The following is a 16,800-nucleotide window of genomic DNA, read 5'->3' on the forward strand; positions in this document are numbered from 1 at the left end:
GCCGGTGCCCAGCGCACGGCCGGATCGCCTATCCTTGCCCGGTGACCCAGCCGCTGCGTGAAGCCCTCTCGAGCCGTGTCGTCGTGGCCGACGGGGGCATGGGCACGATGCTGCAGGGCCACGACCTCTCCCTGGACGACTTCGCCGGGCTGGAGGGCTGCAACGAGATCCTCAACGTGACGCGCCCCGACGTGGTTGAGGCGATCCACACCGCCTACCTCGACGCCGGCGCCGATTTCGTCACCGCCAACACGTTCGGCACCAACCTGTCCGCGCTGGGGGAGTACGACATCGTCGACCGGCTGGCCGAGCTTGCCGAGGCCGGCGCGGCCATCGCGAAGCGGGCGGCGGACGCGGCGTCCACCCCCGAGCGGACGCGCTGGGCCGTCGGCTCAGTCGGGCCGGGCACGAAGCTGCCCAGCTTGGGGCACATCGGGTTCGCGGCGCTCCGGGACGCCTACCAGCGCCAGGTCGAGGCCATGCTGGCCGGCGGCATCGACGGCGTCCAGATCGAGACGTGCCAAGACCTGTTGCAGGCCAAGGCCGCCGTCCAGGGCGCCCGCCGGGCCCAGCGCGCGGTGGGGCGCGAGATTCCGGTGATGGTGAATGTCAGCGTCGAGACCAACGGCACCATGCTGCTCGGCTCCGAGATCGGCGCGGCGCTCACGGCGCTGGAGCCGCTCGGCATCGACGTGATCGGCCTCAACTGCTCCACCGGCCCCGCCGAGATGAGCGAACACCTGCGCCACCTCGCCCGCTTCGCCCGCACCGGCGTGGGCTGCATGCCGAATGCCGGTCTGCCCGAGCTGACCGCCGACGGCGCGGTTTACCCGCTGGGCCCGGAGGGATTCACCACGGCCCTCACCGACTACGTGGACGCGTTCGGTCTCAGCGTGGTCGGCGGCTGCTGCGGCACGACGCCGGAGCACATCCGCCAGCTGGTGGCCTCCGTGGGCGGGCGTCCGCTCACCCGGAAGGCGGACGCCGCCGCGCGCCCGGCCGGGGGCAACGTCGCGTCGCTGTACGCCGACGTGCCGCTGCGGCAGGACACGAGCTACCTCAGCGTCGGCGAGCGCACCAACGCGAACGGGTCGAAGGCGTTCCGCGAGGCCATGCTCGCCGAGGACTGGAACGCCTGCCTCGACATCGCCAAGGGCCAGTCCCGCGAGGGTGCCCACCTGCTCGACCTGTGCGTCGACTACGTCGGCCGCGATGGCGTCGCCGACATGCGTGAGCTCGCGTCCCGGGTGAACACGGCCGTCCCGCTGCCGGTCGTGCTCGACTCCACCGAGCCGCCCGTCATCGAGGCCGGCCTGGAGTCGCTGGGCGGCCGCTGCGTCATCAACTCGGTCAACTTCGAGGACGGCGACGGCGAGGGCTCGCGGTTCCGCACCGTGATGCCGCTCGTGGTCGAGCACGGCGCCGCGGTGGTGGCCCTCACGATTGACGAGGAGGGGCAGGCGCGCACCGCCGAATGGAAGGTGCGGGTCGCGAAGCGGCTGATCGACACCCTCGTCGACGACTACGGCCTCGCGGTGCCCGACATCATCGTCGACTGCCTGACCTTCCCGATCGCGACGGGCCAGGAGGAGACCCGGCGCGACGCCATCGAGACCATCGAGGCGATCCGGGAGATCCGCCGGCTGTACCCCGACGTCCAGACGACGTTGGGCGTCTCGAACGTGAGCTTCGGGCTCAACCCGGCGGCGCGCGCGGTGCTGAACTCGGTGTTCCTGCACGAGTGCGTCGAGGCCGGGCTGACGTCGGCGATCGTCCACCCCAGCCGCATCCTGCCCATGGCGCGGATCCCGGACGAGCAGCGCGAGGTCGCGCTCGACATGGTGTACGACCGGCGCCGCGAGGGCTACGACCCGCTCGCCCGGTTCCTGGAGCTGTTCGAGGGCGTCACCACCACCGCGACCAAGGAGGCGCGGGCCGCCGAGCTGGCCGCCCTGCCGCTGGCCGAGCGCCTGCAGCGGCGCATCGTGGACGCCGACGACAAGGGTCTCACCGACGACCTGGACGCGGCCCTGGCCGAGAAGCCCGCGCTAGAGATCGTGAATGAGGACCTGTTAGCCGGCATGAAGACGGTCGGTGAACTGTTCGGCTCGGGCCAGATGCAGTTGCCGTTCGTGCTGGCGTCCGCCGAGGTGATGAAGAAGTCCGTGGCGCACCTGGAGCCGCACATGGAGTCCTCCGGTGAGTCCGGCAAGGGCACCATCGTGCTGGCCACGGTGAAGGGCGACGTGCACGACATCGGCAAGAACCTCGTCGACATCATCCTCACCAACAACGGCTACACGGTGGTCAACCTCGGCATCAAGCAGCCGGTGGGCACGATCATCGAGGCCGCCGTGGCCCACAACGCCGACGCCATCGGCATGTCCGGGTTGCTCGTGAAGTCGACCGTCGTGATGAAGGACAACCTTCTCGAGTTGCAATCCCGCGGCCTCGTGCAGACGCCCGTGCTGCTCGGTGGCGCCGCGTTGACCCGCGCCTACGTGGAGCAGGACCTCAACGGCCTGTTCGCCGGCGAGGTCCGCTACGCCCGCGACGCCTTCGAGGGGCTCTCGCTCATGGACGCCGTCATGGCCGTCAAGCGCGGCGAGGCCGAGGCCCTGCCGGCGCCGCGCGAGCGGCGGGTGCGGGCGGCGTCCGCCCGGGCAGCCGACGCCGACGCGGCGGGGGGCGACAGCGGGGCCGACGCCGAGGGCGTCCGCTCGGACGTGGCGCGCGGCATCGACGTGCCGACCCCGCCGTTTTGGGGCAGCCGGGTGGTCAAGGGCATTCCGCTCGCGGAGGTGGCGGGGTGGCTGGACCACCGCGCGACGTTCATGGGTCAGTGGGGGCTGCGCGGCACGCGCGGCGGGCCGAGCTATGAGGAGCTCGTCGAGACCGAGGGCGTCCCGCGGCTGCGCTCGTGGCTGAACCGGATCGCGACCGACCAGATCGCCCAATTCGCCGTGGTGTACGGCTACTGGCCCTGCCACAGCGAGGGCAACGACCTGGTGGTGCACGAGCTCGCGGAGGATCCGGCGACCCACGCGCCCATGCCCGGGGAGGCGCTCGGGCAGCCGTGGCGCGAGCTCACCCGCTTCACCTTCCCGCGCCAGTCCCGCGAGCGGCGCCTGTGCTTGGCCGACTTCTTCCGCGACGCCGACGAGGCCGCAGCCCACGGCCCGGACGTCATCGCGTTCCAGCTCGTCACGATGGGGAGCCGGGTCGCCGAGGAGACGGCACGGCTGTTCGCCGGCGACGCGTACCGCGACTACCTGGAGCTGCACGGGCTGTCGGTCCAGCTCACCGAGGCGCTGGCCGAGCGTTGGCACGCCCGCGTCCGGGCCGACCTCGGGCTGGGGGCCGGCGACGACGACGTGGAGGCGATGATCCGCGACCAGGCCTACCGCGGCTCGCGCTACAGCTTCGGCTACCCCGCCTGCCCCGACCTGGCGGACCGGGCGAAGCTCGTGGCGCTGCTCGAGCCGGGACGCATCGGCGTCGAGCTCTCCGAGGAGCTGCAGCTGCACCCCGAGCAGTCGACGGACGCGCTCGTCGTCCACCACCTTGAGGCGAAGTACTTCAATGCCCGTTGACGCCGCCCCCGCCGCCCTGCTCTGGGACTTCGACGGCACCCTGGCCGACACCGAGCCGAGCTGGCGCATCGCCGAGCGCCGATTCCTGGCCGAGCTGGGCGTCGAGGTCGACCCCGTGCGACAGACCGAGCTGATCGGCCTGAGCACCGAGGCGAGCGCGGCGCGCATGCTGGGTTGGGCCGGACGCGACGACTTCGACCCGGTCGCGGCGGGAGCGCTTGTCGAGGGGTACGCGTTCGAGGTCATCTCCTCCGAACTCGTGCCCTTCCGGCCCGGCGCGCGCGAGCTGCTGGCAGACGCGCGGGCGGCCGGCGTGCCGTGCGCGCTGGTCAGCGCCTCGTCCACCCGCATCCTGCGGCGCGCCACCCGGGAGCTGCCGGAGGGCAGCTTCGACGCCGTGATCGGCGGCGACACGGTGACCCATGGCAAGCCGCACCCCGAGCCCTACCTGCGTGGTGCCGCCGCGCTCGGGGTGGAGCCGGGTGCCTGCCTGGCGCTGGAGGATTCCCGACCGGGCCTGGCGTCCGCCGAGGCGGCGGGCGTGCCGAGCCTCGGCATCCCGTTCGCCCAGGAACTGGCGCCGGGGGAGCGGCAACGGATCGTGCGCACCCTCGACGGCGTGGGGTTCGCCGAGGCGTCCGCCCTGTGGCGGGAGCTGACCGATGCGTGAGGCGCGCGCGACCGGCCGGGCCGTGGCGCTGGCGGCCCTGGCGTCCGTGGCGCTGGGCGCGTGCACGCAGCCGGCGCCCGCGCCCGAACCGTCCCCCGAGCCGAGCCCCACGGCGTCCGCAGAACGACCGTTCACCGTGGTCACGACCCAGGCCCCGGCGACGTTCGACCCCGCCGCGGCCACCACGGCGGCGGACGCGATCGTGGCACTCAACGTCTTCAGCCGGCTCATGGTGGTGCACCCCGAGGCGTCCGACCTGAAGCCCGACCTGGCCACCGACTGCCTCTACACCTCGCCCACCACCTACCGCTGCCAGCTCCCCGAAGACCTGACGTTCCACAACGGGCACGCCCTGACGAGCTCGGATGTGAAGTTCAGCATCGAGCGCGCCTACCGCCTCGGTGCGCCGGCGTCGTCGGTGCGGCTGCTCGACGCGCTGGAGCGCGTGGAGGCCGTGGACGACGAGACAATCGACTTCGTGCTCAAGTGGGCCGACACCCAGTTCGGCTACGCGCTGGCGACCCCGGCGGCGAGCATCGTCGACGAGGAGCTCTACGACCCCGACGCCGTGCGGCCCAACGAGGGCCAGGCCGTTGGCTCGGGGCCCTACCAGTTGGTGACGACGGCGGCCGACCGCCTCGTCTTCCAGCGCTACGAGGAGTACCGGGGGGCGACCACCGGGGTGATCGACACGGTCGAGCTGCGCATGGTCGCCGATTCCGCGGCGGCCGAGGCGCTGCTGGTCGACGACGAGGTCGACGTCGCCTGGCGGAGCCTGAACGCGGCGGCGCGGGACCGGCTGGCCGCCGCGTCGGCGTCCGAACCGGGGGTCACCCGGCTGACGCTGGAGCAGGCGCGCCTGCAGACCCTGGCGTTCAACCCGGCCGGTGCCCGGAGGGACGACCCGACGCTGCGCGCGGCGGTCGCCACGGCGCTGCAGCCGGATCGGACGGTCGGATCGCTCGTGCCCCCGGCTGTGACCGGTTCCGCGGCCACGTTCGCGGTGGGCGGGACGCCCGAGGTGCCGCAGATCCCGGGGCAGCGGCTCGTGCTGACGCTGGCCTACGACCCGGCGGCGCCGGACCAGCGTGATCTCGCGGGGCTGGTCCGGGATCGCCTGGAGGCCCGGGGCGGCATGTCGGTGCAGCTGGTGACCGACGCGGCGTCCGCCGATCTGGTGCTGGCGGACGGTTCGGCTTGGGTGAACACCGCCTTCGGCTGGCTGCAGCCCTACGTGGACGCCCCACTGCCTGGCAGCGCGGAGAAGGTCGCGACCCTGCTGCAGGCGGCGCGCGCGACCACCGATCCGCTGGAGCGCGAGGCGCTGCTCGGTGAGGTGCAGGCGCAGGCCGCGGTCGACCTCACGGTGGTGCCGATCGCGGTGGGCGACGAGGTGGTGTTCATGGCCGAGGGCGTGTCCGTGGAGGGCAGCCCGTTCGGCCCCGGGTGGCAGTTGGGATTGTGGAGTTTTCGCCGATGAATGAGTTCTCAGGAGTGCGCACCGGCCCGTTCGTGGCCGACGAGCGCATCACGTTGTCCGACGCCAAGGGGCGTCGCCACTCGGTGCGGCTGCGCGAGGAGGGGGTGTTCCACACCACCAAGGGCGGCATTCCGCACGCCGACCTGCTCGGGCAGCCGGAGGGCACCGTGGTGACCTCGGTGGGGGGCGCGGAGTTCCTCGCGTTCCGGCCGCTGATGCACGACTTCATGGTGTCGATGCCCCGCGAGGCCGCCGTCATCTACCCCAAGGACGCCGCGCACATCCTCATGCAGGCCGACATCTTCCCCGGCGCGCGGGTGCTCGAGGCCGGCGTCGGGTCGGGGGCGCTCTCGATCGCGCTGCTCCGCATGATCGGCGCGGGAGGACACCTGTATTCCTATGAGCGGCGCGAGGAGTTCGCCGCCGTGGCGCGCACCAACGTGGAGAACTTCTACGGCGCGCCCCACCCGGCCTGGGAGGTGCGCCTGGGTGACCTGGTCGAGACGATTGGGCCCGAGGAGATCGACCGGGCGATCCTCGACATGCTGGCGCCATGGGAGTGCGTGACCGCGGTCGCCGAGCGGCTGGTGCCCGGCGGCGTCCTGACCTGCTACGTCGCCACGGCGACCCAGCTGGGGCGCACGGTCGAGACGTTGCGCACCCACGGCGGCTTCACCGAGCCCGAGAGCCGGGAGTACTCGGCGCGCGACTGGCACGCCGAGGGGCTGGCGATCCGCCCCGGGCACTCCACCAGCGGCCACACCGGCTTCCTCATCTTCGCGCGGCGGCTGGCGCCCGGCGTCACGGCTCCGCGCAAGCGGCGGCGTCCGGCACCCGGGGCCTACGGGCCGGACTATCACGGCCCGCGTCCGCCGTGGGTGGACCCCCTGCCGGAGCCCGTGGCCGCTCCCGAGGTGGAGCCGGACGCGGGTTAGCATGACGCCATGACCCCCGACGCCGCCATCGAACAGGTCGAGCGCCGGCTCGCCGAGGCGCGGTCGGACGCCCGGGCGCTGGCATCCGCGAACGACCGGCTGGGGGTGACGCTGCGCGAGGCGCGCTCGACGATCGTGGCGCTGCGCGAGCAACTGGACGCGCTGGCGAGCCCGCCGCAGCAATTCGGGCGCGTGGTGGGTGTGCCGGGCGATGGCCTGATGGACGTGTTCGTCGGCGGCCGGCTGGTGCGGGTGCCAGTGGCCGCGGATCTGGTGGAGGCGGCCGGTGGGCCGGGTGTCTCGGGGCTCGTCCGGGGCGCGACGGTGCTGGTCAACGAGGCGCTGACGGTCGTGGGAGTGCCAGACACCCCGGCGGGCGGCGAGGTCGCCGTTGTGCGCGAGGTGCTGGACGCCGGGCGCGCGCTGGTGCTGGGGGCGTCCGACCAGGAGCTGGTGGTCGTGCTGGCCGACGGCCTGGTCCCGGTGGAGGCCGGGGATTCGCTGCTCGTCGACGCCCGCGCCCTGGTGGCGCACGGGCGGGTCGAGCGGACGCCGGTGGCCGAGCTCACGCTGGAGGAGGTGCCCGACGTCACGTGGGATGACATCGGCGGGCTCGATGCGCAGATCGCCCAGGTGCGCGACGCCGTCGAGCTGCCGTTCACCCACCGCGACCTGTTCGACGCCTACGGGCTGGGAGCGCCGCGGGGCGTCCTGCTCTACGGGCCGCCCGGGTGCGGCAAGACCATGGTGGCCAAGGCGGTGGCCCGCGCGGTGGGCTCGGCGTTCCTGAACGTGAAGGGCCCCGAGCTGCTCACGAAGTACGTGGGGGAGACCGAGCGGCTGATACGGCTCACGTTCGCCCGGGCGCGGGAGCTGGCGGACGCCGGCCGCGGCGTCATCGTGTTCTTCGACGAGATGGACGCGCTGTTCCGCACCCGCGGCTCGGGGGTGAGTTCGGACGTGGAGTCGACCGTGGTGCCGCAGTTCCTCGCCGAGATCGACGGCGTCGAAGCGCTGCCGAACGTCATGGTGATCGGCGCCACGAACCGCGAGGACCTCATCGACCCCGCCATCCTGCGCCCCGGACGCCTCGACGTGAAGATCCGCCTCGACCGGCCGTCCCCGGCGGGTGCGGCGGCGATCCTGGCGCGCCACCTTGGCGCTGACGGGCCGTGGCACGCGGGCGAGGCGGCGGACGCCGGCGGTGCGGAGGCGCTGCGGAACCGGGCGGTGAGCGAGGCGGTGGCCGAGCTGTTCGCCCGCGACGCGCGCAACGCCTTCGTGGAGGTGACCTACGCCTCGGGCGCGACCGAGACCCTGTACGCCGGCGACTTCGTCTCCGGGGCGCTGCTCGCCAACGTGGCCCGGCGGGCGCGTCTGGCGGCGATCAAGGAGGAGTTGACCTCCGGTGGCCACGGCCTCAGGGTGGCCCACGTGCTCGCGGGGGTGCGGGCCGAGGTGGTGGCGGGGGAGGACCTGCCGAACACGTCCCACCCGGACGCGTGGGCGCGGCTGTCGGGGCGGCGCGGCGAGCGCGTCGTCCACCTGCGGACGCTGGGCGACCCGCAGAGTTCGCCACAGGTGACCTGAGGGGCCGCGCGGGCGCGGAATCGTCGTTAGCCTGAAGCCATGAGTCCTGAACTGTCGTCGAAGCCCTCCAAGCTCTCCGTGATCGGCGCGGGGGCGGTCGGCTCCTCCCTCGCCTACGCGGCACTGACCCGCGGCTCGGCCCGTGAGATCGCCCTCTACGACATCAACGAGGCCAAGGTGAACGCCGAGGTCGCCGACCTGCAGCACGGCACCCAGTTCACCCCCACGAACGCCATGATGGGCGGCGCGGACATCTCCGTCGTCAAGAACAGCTCGGTCGTCATCATCACCGCCGGCGCCGCGCAGAAGCCCGGCCAGACGCGGCTGGAGCTGGCGGCCACGAACGTCAAGATCCTCTCCTCGCTGATGCCCCAGCTGCTCGAGCAGGCGCCCGACGCGATCTACGTGCTCGTGACCAACCCGTGCGATGTGTTGACCGTCGTGGCCCAGAAGATCTCCGGCCTCCCGGCCGGGCGCTGCTTCTCGACCGGGACGATGCTCGACACGTCCCGGCTGCGGTGGGGCATCGCGCGCACCTGTGGCATCCACCAGTCCAACGTGCACGCCAACATCCTGGGCGAGCACGGAGACAGCGAGTTCCCCGTCTGGTCGACGGCCCGGATCGGGCAGATCCCGATCCGTGAGTGGACCGACGACCACGGCAACCAGGTGTTCAACGACGCGCTGCTGGACGAGCTGGCCGACGAGGCCATGCACGCGGCCTACAAGGTCATCGAGGGCAAGGGCGCGACCAACTACGCGATCGGCCTCACCGGTGCCCGCCTCACCGAGGCGCTGCACAGCCCGACGCGGCGGCTGCTGCCGGTCTCCAGCGTGCTCAACGACTACAAGGGCGTCTCGGACGTGGCGCTGTCGGTGACCTCGATCGTGTCGAACAAGGGCGTCGAGCGCGTGCTGGACGTGCCGATGACCGACGGCGAGCTGGAGCGGTTCCGCCACTCCGCCACGACCCTGCGGGCGTCGCTGAAGGAACTGGGCTTCTGAGCGCTGGGCACGTGGGGGCTTGGCTCGTGAGTGCTGGGCTCGTGAGTGCTGGGCTCGTGAGTGCTTGGCTTGCGTGCTGAGTGTTTGGGCGCCGGCGCTGCCGGGCTTCAGGCCCGGGGGGCCGGCGTCCGCCGCACTAGGCGCGCGACGCCGCGCCACCCGATCAGCAGCAGCGCGAGGGCGAGCGCGGCCACGATCACGAAGGCCAAGGCCGTCCCGTCGCCGAGCAGGCGGCGCAGCACCATGCCGCCGGCCAGGGTGACCAGCCAGATCCAGACACCGTCGGTGGGGGCCACCCCGTCGCGCTTGCGGAGGAGCACCAGCGCCCAGCCCACCGCGGCCGCGATGAGGAACGGGAACGCCGTGGTCGTCACCCCCACCAGGTCGAGCGCTTCGCCGTGGGACGCTCGTCCGAGCGCGGCGAAGGCAACGACGCACACGGCGTCCAGGGCGGCGGCGGTCACGCGTCCCATGCGGGACTCCTCTCCTCGGGGGCCCGGCCATGCTAGTCGCCCCCGGCAGGGCCGCGACACGCACGCTCCGGTCTCAAACTCCGGTTCCGGTGACGGCGTTTGATGCCCAAAGTGGAGTTCGAGCTGGCGGCGCGGGAAGGGCTGCCCCGCAGGGCGCCAAGGCTCGGTGACGATCGTGGCCGGATCCCGTGTGCTGACTTGGCAGGTGGCGGCGATCAGTTTGCTGCAGTGACCAGCTTGGCGGGGGCCGGCGTGGGTCGCCTCGCTCCCCGTGCGTAGCGCCGCCCTTCGTGCAGGCAGAGCGCCGCGATGGCCGGGGAGCGATGTGGTTCAGTCCGGAGAGCACCGCTATGGCCGGGGAGCGATGTGCCACCCGCGAGACCCCGCGCCCGCTCCAGCGCGCGCACCCCTGCGGCACACTGGACCCATGCCCCAGCCGAGCGAGCCGCGTCCGCTGCTCGGCACCGAGCTCGAGTACGGCATCGCCGCCCCCGGACGCCCCGACCTCGACGCCGACGCGCTGGCCGCCCTCGTCGTCGACCACGCCGCCGTCCCCGCCACGACGCCCGTCAGCGACACCCACAACCGCACGCTCGGCAACGGCGGACGCCTCTACGTCGACCACGGTCACCCCGAGTACGCGACGCCCGAGGTGCGCTCCGCGTCCGACATCGTTCTCTACGAGGCGGCCGGGGACGCCCTGCTCGCCGAGGCCGCGGCGTCGGCGTCCGCCGCCTTGGGCGCCCCCGTCACGCTCTACCGCAACAACACCGATGGCAAGGGCCACAGCTACGGCTACCACGAGAACCTGCTGGTCAGCCGCGCCGTGGCATGGTCCGCCCTCGAGGCTGCCCTGCCCGCGGTGCTCGTCACGCGCACCCTGTTCGCCGGTGCCGGACGCGTCGGGCTCGGCCAGCGCAGCGAGGACGCCGGCTTCCAGCTCAGCCAGCGCGCCGACTTCTTCGTCCGCACCACCAGCCTCGACACCACGCGTGACCGCGGCCTGGTCAACACCCGCGACGAACCCCACGCCCGCCCGAGCCGCTGGCGCCGCCTGCACGTCATCACCGGCGACGCGCGCCGCAGCGCCTTCGCGACGTGGCTGTCGGTCGGCACCCTCGGCCTGTGCGTCGCCGCCCTCGAAGAGGGCCTGCTGCCCACCCTCACCCTGCGCAACCCCGTCGAAGCCTTCAGGACGGTCTCCCGCGACCCCACCTGCACGGCCCCGCTCCCGCTCACCGACGGTTCGGCGACCGCAATCGACGTCCAGGAGCGCCTGGCCGACGCAGCGGAACGCCTGCTCCACCGCCGGGAATTCACCGAGGGCGAGGCCCTGCTCCACGCCTGGATCGGCGTCCTGGACGCCCTCCGGCGCGATCCCGCCACGCTCGCCGACCGCATCGACTGGATCGCCAAGCGCACCCTGCTGGACGCCCTCCGCGCCCGCGACCAGCTCGACTGGAGCGATCCCAAACTCACCGCCCTCGACCTCGCCTGGGCGTCTCTCACCCCCGGTGGCATCGTCGACACGGTCCGCAGGGCCGGACGCCTCGTGCCTCCGCCGGACGCCGAAGCCGTCCGCCACGCCACCGCCCACCCACCCCGCGACACCCGCGCCGCCGTCCGCGGCCGGTGGATCGGCCAGCACCCCGAAGCCGTCCTCGCCGCCACCTGGGATTCGCTGCTCCTGCGCGACGACCGCGGCGCGCTGCACACCCTCGACCTGCCCGACCCGTTCGCCGCCGGGGTCAGCTCACCGGAACCCACCGACCGGGCGGCGTCGGCGTCCATCGCTACACTGATCCGGGCCGAACAGCAGGCCCTCGCACAGGGAGGATCCAGGTGAGCGAACGCATCCAGCGCGAGCGCCGGGCGACGGCACGGGCGTCCGAGCAGGAGATCCCCCAACCGCTCACGTCCACCGGCGACGCCGCCGGACTCGACGCCCTGCTCGCCGAGATCGACACCGTGCTCGAGAGCGACGCGGAGGAATACGTCCGTTCCTTCGTGCAGAAGGGCGGCCAGTGATCGAGGTCACCCTTTCGCCCGCCCTGGTCATCGGGACCGGCCTGGTGGGCGCGTCCGTCGCCCACGCGCTCACCGACGCCGGGGTCGAGGTCCACCTCACGGACGCCCGGGCCAGCCACGCGCTCGTCGCCGCCTCCCGCGGCGCCGGCACGATCGAGCCCATCGACCCCGAGGCCTGCCGGCTCGTCGTCGTCGCCGTGCCCCCCGGATCGCTCGCGTCCGTCATCGCCGACGCCCTCGAGCGCTACCCGCACGCCACCGTCACCGACGTCGGCTCGGTGAAAGGCGTGGTGCTGGCTGCCCTGCGCGCCACCGGTCTCGACCTCGCCCGCTACTGCGGCTCGCACCCCATGGCGGGCTCCCACAAGGCTGGCCCCCTCACGGCGCGGGCCGATCTGTTCGTCGACCGCACCTGGGTGATCACCCCGCACGACACCTCGGCCGCCCAGTCCGTGCTGACGGTGGAGCGCATCGCCGAGCTGTGCGGCGCCCGCATGGTGACGATGGGCGCCCAGCACCACGACGAGGCGGTCGGGCAGGTGTCCCACGTGCCGCAGCTGGTGAGCGCGCTGGTCGGCGGCGGGTTGCTCGACCTGCCCCCCGAGCACCTCCGCCTCGCGGGTCAGGGGCTGCGCGACGTCACCCGCATCGCCGGCTCCGACCCCCATCTGTGGCAGCAGATCATCGCCGCCAACGCGGGCGCCGTGCGCATCGAGCTGCAAGAGATCCACGCCTCGCTGGGCGAGCTCATCGAGGTGCTGGACGACCCGGACGCCGTCCACGCCTTTCTCGATCGCGGACGCCGCGGCGTGCGCGCGCTGCCCGGCAAGCAGGGTGCGGCGACGGCCTGGGTGCAGGTGGTCGTCGAGATTCCGGACGCCCCCGGTGCGCTCGCCAAGCTGTTCACCGACATCGAGGAGACCGGCGTCAACGTCGAGGACGTGACGATCGACCACGACGTCGACCGCCGCGTCGGCTGGTTGGCCGTCCACGTCGAGCCGACGGCCGCCACCCGCCTCAGCCGCGCGCTCACCGACGCGGGCTGGTCCGTGCGCCCCTGACACCGGCCGACGCACGTCGCCGCCCAGGGCGGCGTGCCGCCCCGGTGCGCCGCCCCAGTAGACTGCTCCGGTGCCGTCCGATCGACTCGTCATCGCCATCGACGGGCCCAGTGGGTCCGGCAAGTCGTCGACCTCCCGGGAGATTGCGCGCCGGCTCGGCCTGGCCTACCTCGACACCGGCGCCATGTACCGCGCGGTGGCCGTGGCGTTTCTGGACGCCGGCGTCGACCCTGCCGACACCGACGCCGTCATCGCGGCCACCACGGGCGCCGACATCGAGCTGTCCCTCGACCCCGACGAGAGCTGGGTCCGCGTCAACGGCCGCGACGTCACCGCCGAGATCCGCGAACCCCGCACCTCGGCCGTCGTCTCCACCGTCGCCCGCATCCCGCAGTGCCGCGCCGATCTCGTCGCCCGCCAGCGCGCCCTGATGGACGCCGCCCCCAGCGGTGTCGTCGCCGAGGGCCGCGACATCACCACCGTCGTCTACCCGGACGCCGACGTGCGCCTGTTGCTCACCGCGTCCGAGGAGGCCCGCCTGGCCCGCCGCGGCACCGAGCTCGGCGGACGCCTCAGCGCCAGCGAGCTGCGCGACCAGGTGCTGCGCCGCGACCGCGACGACTCGGCCCTCGTGGAATTCCAGACCGCCGCCGACGGCGTCCTGCTGCTCGACACCTCCGACCTGACGTTCGACCAGGTCGTGGAGGCCATCCTCACTCTCGTCAAGGAGTCCACCTCGTGAGCCTCAAACCCGTCCTGGCCGTCGTCGGCCGCCCCAACGTGGGCAAGTCGCAACTGGTCAACCGCATCCTCGGCCGCCGCGAGGCGGTGGTGCAGGACCTGCCCGGCGTCACGCGCGACCGGGTCTCCTACGACGCCAACTGGAACGGTCGCGAATTCGTCATCGTGGACACCGGAGGCTGGGCGTCCGACGCGGAGGGCATGGCCGCGCAGATCGCCGAGCAGGCCGAGCTGGCCATCGGTGCCGCCGACGCCGTGCTCTTCGTGGTGGACGCCACCGTGGGCACCACCGACGAGGACGAAGCCGTCGTCCGCGTGCTGCGCCGCTCGAAGAAGCCGGTGGTGCTCGCCGCCAACAAGGTGGACGACCAGCGGCTCGAGGCCGAGGCGTCCGGGCTGTGGAACCTGGGGCTGGGGGAGCCGTTCGCCGTCTCGGCGCTGCACGGCCGCGGGTCGGGTGACCTGCTGGACGCCGTCATCGCCGCCCTGCCCGAGGCACCGGCGGAGACGTTCGAGGAGACCGGCGGGCCGCGCCGCATCGCCATCGTCGGCAAGCCAAACGTGGGCAAGAGCTCGCTGCTGAACAAGCTCACCGGGCAGCAGCGCTCGGTGGTCGACAACGTCGCGGGCACGACGGTCGACCCGGTGGACGAGCTGGTCGAGCTGGGCGGCGAGGTCTACCGCTTCATCGACACGGCCGGGCTGCGCCGCCGCGTCAAGGAGGCGTCCGGCCACGAGTACTACGCGTCGTTGCGCACCCAGCAGGCGATCGAGCGGGCCGAGGTGTGCGTCGTCGTCATCGACGCCGCCGAGTCGATCTCCGACCAGGACCTCAAGATCTTGACCATGGCCGAGGAGGCCGGCAAGGCGATGGTCGTGGCCTACAACAAGTGGGATCTGACCGACGACGAGCGCCGCCGCTACCTCACCCGCGAGATCGAGCGGGACGTGCAGGCGTTCGCCTGGGCACCGACGGTGAACATTTCAGCACTGACGGGACGCAACGTCGACAAGCTCAAGAAGGCGATCGACGCCTCGCTCGCCGGGTGGGAGACGCGCGTCACCACCGGCCAGCTCAACGCCTTCCTCGGCCGCATCGCCGCGGCGCACCCGCACCCGGTGCGCAGCGGCAAGCAGCCGCGCATCCTGTTCGGCACGCAGGCGCAGAACTGCCCGCCCACCTTCGTGCTGTTCACCTCCGGCCAGATGGACCCGCAGTACCTGCGGTTCGTCGAGCGCCGGCTGCGTGAGGAATTCGGCTTCGTCGGCAGCCCCGTGGTGGTGCAGCTCCGCGCGCGGGAGAAGCGCAAGCGGTGAGTGGCCGCTGGCCGGCGACGCCGTTCCTCGCGGTGGACGTCGACGTGTTGGACGCCAACGTCGAGCGCGTGGCGGCCTGGGCGGACGCCCGAGCGGTCGCGCTGCGCCCGCACGTGAAGACGCACAAGTCGCCCGAGATCGCCCACCGCCAGGTGGAGGCCGGTGCGCACGGCATCACGGTGGCGACGCTGGGGGAGGCCGAGGTGTTCGTCCAGGACGGCTTCGACGACCTCTTCGTCGCCTACCCGCTGTGGGTGGACGACGATCGGCGTCGGCGGTTGGTGCGGCTGTGCGAGCGCGCGGCCGTGCGCGTCGGTTTCGATTCGCTGGACGCCGCACGCCGCCTCGCCGGGACGGGGGCGATCGGCGTCGTCGAGATCGACTCCGGTCATCACCGCACCGGTGTGGCGCCGGACGCCGCGGGCGAGCTGGCGGCGCGGGCGCAGGACGCGGGCTTGACCGTGGCCGGGGTGTTCACGTTTCCGGGACACTCCTATGGCTTGGGGGCCCGGGAGGCCGCTGCGGCGCAGGAGGCCGAGGCGCTGGCGTCCGCCGCCGCGTCGTTGCGGGCTGCGGGGGTGGAGCCGGACGTGATCAGCGGCGGCTCAACGCCCAGCCTGGCGGCAGCGGGGGAGGGGGCGACCGAGCTGCGGCCCGGGGTGTACGTGTTCAACGACGCCCAGCAGTGGGAGTTGGGTGCCTGCGCGCCCGAACAGATCGCGCTGACCTGTCACGCCACGGTGGTGAGCCATGCCGGCGGACGCCTCGTGCTGGACGCCGGCTCGAAGGCGCTGGGCGCGGATCGGGCGGCGTGGGCGTCCGGGTTCGGGCGCTTGCTGGACTTCCCGGACGCCCGAATCGTGTTGCTCTCGGAGCACCACGCGGTGGCTGACCTCGGTGGGGCGGCGTTGCCGGCGCTGGGGTCGACGGTGCGCCTGGTGCCCAACCACGCCTGCAACGCGGCGAATCTGGCCGAGGAGTTCGTGATCGTGCACGGCGGAGAACCCGTCGACACCTGGGCGGTCTCCGCCCGGGGCATGAACTCCTGAGCACGCACAACGCCCCCGCAAGGCCGTGGGGGCGGCATTGCGGGGGCGCTGCGGGTCAGGGCTGTCGCTCAGCGGCGCGGCTGCTCCTGGTTGTACCCGGCGGCCGTGGCGCCTCCGTCGTTGCCTCGATCGGTGGCGCGCAGGTCGCGTCCGTTCGCGGCGAGGTCGGGATCGGCGGCGACGAGGTCGGGGTTCGTCGTGACGTCACGGTCGGTGGTCCGCGTCGTGGTGGTCGTGCCCCTGTGGTCGTCGATCGGGTCGACGCCGACCGTCTCCGGGCGGCCGTCCACCACGTTGAGCAGCGGATCGCTGGCGACGCCGTCCACCACGGCACCCTCGGAGGGATCGGGACGGTCGCGCGCCACCAGGTCGGCGTCCTCGCCGGGTTCCACGTCGCGGTCGACGCGGTCGTCCGCCACGGTGTCGTCGGTGTTGAGGAAGCCTGTGTCCCCGTCGATCACCCCGCGGTCGTCGCGGACGGCGTCATCACGGCGACCGTCGTCGATGAGGCCGTCATCACGGGTGTCGCGGCGGTTGGCCGCAACCCCGGCGGCCAGGGCGTCGCTCTCAGGATGGTTTCCGGTCATGGTGCCTCCCTTGGCATCGTGTGCACTGGATGGCCAGCCTTTCCAAGTCGTCGGCCCTTGTCAAGGGTGGAACCTGGCCGGCATCGGACGCCGTCCGTCGCGGTCGCGGTGACCGTGCCCGGGGCGGACGCCATCTCGATGCGACAACCGACGCACCAGCCGCTAAGGTAGGACGCCGGTGAGACCTCCGGGTTTCGCCAGGCGGGCTGTAGCGCAGCTTGGTAGCGCACTTGACTGGGGGTCAAGGGGTCGCAGGTTCAAATCCTGTCAG

Annotated in this window: 13 protein-coding genes and 1 pseudogene; 12 read left to right on the forward strand and 2 right to left on the reverse strand. The window is 72.8% G+C overall.

What is annotated here, in order from left to right:
• Window positions 1-41: 41 nt before the first annotated feature.
• The 6 genes and pseudogenes from metH (at window position 42) to IFY26_RS05040 (ending at window position 9,273) form a co-directional block, all read left to right on the forward strand.
• Window positions 42-3,593 carry a methionine synthase gene (gene metH, locus IFY26_RS05015; RefSeq protein ID WP_332836145.1) on the forward strand — a complete coding sequence of 1,184 codons (3,552 nt, stop codon included), beginning with the start codon at window positions 42-44 and terminating at the stop codon, window positions 3,591-3,593.
• The gene (locus IFY26_RS05020) at window positions 3,583-4,263 is read left to right on the forward strand and encodes an HAD family hydrolase (RefSeq protein ID WP_232547888.1); all 681 of its coding nucleotides are present in this window, start codon (window positions 3,583-3,585) and stop codon (window positions 4,261-4,263) included. Before metH ends, IFY26_RS05020 begins: the two co-directional genes overlap by 11 nt.
• The gene (locus IFY26_RS05025; RefSeq protein WP_232547889.1) at window positions 4,256-5,743 is read left to right on the forward strand and encodes an ABC transporter substrate-binding protein; all 1,488 of its coding nucleotides are present in this window, start codon (window positions 4,256-4,258) and stop codon (window positions 5,741-5,743) included. The genes IFY26_RS05020 and IFY26_RS05025 overlap by 8 nt, the downstream gene beginning before the upstream one ends.
• 23 nt (window positions 5,744-5,766) lie before the next feature.
• Window positions 5,767-6,678: pseudogene (locus tag IFY26_RS05030) on the forward strand (tRNA (adenine-N1)-methyltransferase); the annotation flags it as partial.
• A gap of 9 nt (window positions 6,679-6,687) precedes the next feature.
• Complete coding sequence (gene arc, locus IFY26_RS05035) at window positions 6,688-8,268, forward strand: proteasome ATPase (RefSeq protein ID WP_232547891.1); 1,581 nt, start codon at window positions 6,688-6,690, stop codon at window positions 8,266-8,268.
• A 39-nt stretch (window positions 8,269-8,307) separates the two neighbouring features.
• Window positions 8,308-9,273 carry an L-lactate dehydrogenase gene (locus IFY26_RS05040; protein WP_232547892.1) on the forward strand — a complete coding sequence of 322 codons (966 nt, stop codon included), beginning with the start codon at window positions 8,308-8,310 and terminating at the stop codon, window positions 9,271-9,273.
• Window positions 9,274-9,380: 107 nt separating this feature from the next.
• On the opposite strand, the gene IFY26_RS05045 is transcribed toward IFY26_RS05040, so the two are convergent.
• Window positions 9,381-9,746 (reverse strand): DUF3054 domain-containing protein, encoded by a 366-nt coding sequence (locus IFY26_RS05045; protein WP_232547893.1) that lies wholly within the window; start codon window positions 9,744-9,746, stop codon window positions 9,381-9,383.
• Between the two features lie 427 nt (window positions 9,747-10,173).
• On the opposite strand from IFY26_RS05045, the gene IFY26_RS05050 reads away from it, so the two are divergent.
• The 6 genes from IFY26_RS05050 (at window position 10,174) to IFY26_RS05075 (ending at window position 15,942) form a co-directional block, all read left to right on the forward strand.
• Window positions 10,174-11,592 (forward strand): proteasome accessory factor PafA2 family protein, encoded by a 1,419-nt coding sequence (locus IFY26_RS05050; RefSeq protein ID WP_232547894.1) that lies wholly within the window; start codon window positions 10,174-10,176, stop codon window positions 11,590-11,592.
• The gene (locus tag IFY26_RS18095) at window positions 11,589-11,774 is read left to right on the forward strand and encodes a ubiquitin-like protein Pup (protein WP_232547895.1); all 186 of its coding nucleotides are present in this window, start codon (window positions 11,589-11,591) and stop codon (window positions 11,772-11,774) included. Before IFY26_RS05050 ends, IFY26_RS18095 begins: the two co-directional genes overlap by 4 nt.
• On the forward strand, window positions 11,771-12,835 hold the full coding sequence (locus IFY26_RS05060) for a prephenate dehydrogenase (protein ID WP_232547896.1): 1,065 nt from the start codon (window positions 11,771-11,773) through the stop codon (window positions 12,833-12,835). Before IFY26_RS18095 ends, IFY26_RS05060 begins: the two co-directional genes overlap by 4 nt.
• Window positions 12,836-12,905: 70 nt before the next feature.
• Window positions 12,906-13,577, forward strand: a complete 672-nt coding sequence (gene cmk, locus IFY26_RS05065; RefSeq protein WP_232547897.1) for a (d)CMP kinase — start codon at window positions 12,906-12,908, stop codon at window positions 13,575-13,577.
• Window positions 13,574-14,893, forward strand: coding sequence for a ribosome biogenesis GTPase Der (gene der, locus IFY26_RS05070; protein WP_232547898.1), 1,320 nt, complete (start codon window positions 13,574-13,576; stop codon window positions 14,891-14,893). Before cmk ends, der begins: the two co-directional genes overlap by 4 nt.
• The gene (locus IFY26_RS05075; protein WP_232547899.1) at window positions 14,890-15,942 is read left to right on the forward strand and encodes an alanine racemase; all 1,053 of its coding nucleotides are present in this window, start codon (window positions 14,890-14,892) and stop codon (window positions 15,940-15,942) included. Before der ends, IFY26_RS05075 begins: the two co-directional genes overlap by 4 nt.
• Before the next feature lie 68 nt (window positions 15,943-16,010).
• On the opposite strand, the gene IFY26_RS05080 is transcribed toward IFY26_RS05075, so the two are convergent.
• Window positions 16,011-16,529, reverse strand: coding sequence for a hypothetical protein (locus IFY26_RS05080; protein ID WP_232547900.1), 519 nt, complete (start codon window positions 16,527-16,529; stop codon window positions 16,011-16,013).
• Window positions 16,530-16,800: the final 271 nt, after the last annotated feature.

Origin of the sequence: Propioniciclava soli (genome assembly GCF_014858005.1) — a bacterium.
GTDB lineage: Bacteria > Actinomycetota > Actinomycetes > Propionibacteriales > Propionibacteriaceae > Propioniciclava > Propioniciclava soli.

Bases quoted from the DNA above. Each gene is read 5' to 3' on its own strand.
- IFY26_RS05025 (WP_232547889.1), top strand. From the start codon at position 4,256: ATGCGTGAGGCGCGCGCGACCGGCCGGGCCGTGGCGCTGGCGGCCCTG.
- arc (WP_232547891.1), top strand. From the start codon at position 6,688: ATGACCCCCGACGCCGCCATCGAACAGGTCGAGCGCCGGCTCGCCGAG.
- IFY26_RS05040 (WP_232547892.1), top strand. From the start codon at position 8,308: ATGAGTCCTGAACTGTCGTCGAAGCCCTCCAAGCTCTCCGTGATCGGC.
- IFY26_RS05080 (WP_232547900.1), bottom strand. From the start codon at position 16,529: ATGACCGGAAACCATCCTGAGAGCGACGCCCTGGCCGCCGGGGTTGCG.
- IFY26_RS05020 (WP_232547888.1), top strand. From the start codon at position 3,583: ATGCCCGTTGACGCCGCCCCCGCCGCCCTGCTCTGGGACTTCGACGGC.
- IFY26_RS05050 (WP_232547894.1), top strand. From the start codon at position 10,174: ATGCCCCAGCCGAGCGAGCCGCGTCCGCTGCTCGGCACCGAGCTCGAG.
- IFY26_RS05045 (WP_232547893.1), bottom strand. From the start codon at position 9,746: ATGGGACGCGTGACCGCCGCCGCCCTGGACGCCGTGTGCGTCGTTGCC.